Here is a 611-nt window from a genome sequence, read left to right as displayed (position 1 = left end):
CTGGCTAAAACCTACGGTGGTTCCGCTCGCGCATTCGACCAGATCGATAACGCGCCGGAAGAAAAAGCTCGTGGTATCACCATCAACACCTCTCACGTTGAATATGACACCCCGACTCGCCACTACGCGCACGTAGACTGCCCGGGCCACGCCGACTATGTTAAAAACATGATCACCGGTGCTGCGCAGATGGACGGCGCGATCCTGGTTGTTGCTGCGACTGACGGCCCGATGCCGCAGACTCGTGAGCACATCCTGCTGGGTCGTCAGGTAGGCGTTCCGTACATCATCGTGTTCCTGAACAAATGCGACATGGTTGATGACGAAGAGCTGCTGGAACTGGTTGAGATGGAAGTTCGTGAACTGCTGTCTCAGTACGATTTCCCGGGCGACGACACTCCGATCGTTCGTGGTTCTGCTCTGAAAGCGCTGGAAGGCGACGCAGAGTGGGAAGCGAAAATCATCGAACTGGCTGGCCACCTGGATACCTATATCCCGGAACCAGAGCGTGCGATTGACAAGCCGTTCCTGCTGCCGATCGAAGACGTATTCTCCATCTCCGGTCGTGGTACCGTTGTTACCGGTCGTGTAGAGCGCGGTATCATCAAAGT

At 56.0% G+C, this 611-nt stretch carries 1 protein-coding gene; it reads left to right on the top strand.

All coding sequences use genetic code 11. The annotated features are described in order from the left end of the window. The coding region (locus QLG03_RS06080; protein ID WP_282473611.1) for a GTP-binding protein at positions 1–611 on the top strand (611 nt) is incomplete at both ends.

The organism is Klebsiella sp. V115_8 (assembly GCF_029967715.1).
GTDB lineage: Bacteria > Pseudomonadota > Gammaproteobacteria > Enterobacterales > Enterobacteriaceae > Klebsiella > Klebsiella quasipneumoniae.
Note: the sequence above shows the minus strand (reverse complement) of the source record. Positions and strands in the feature narration are given on the sequence as shown.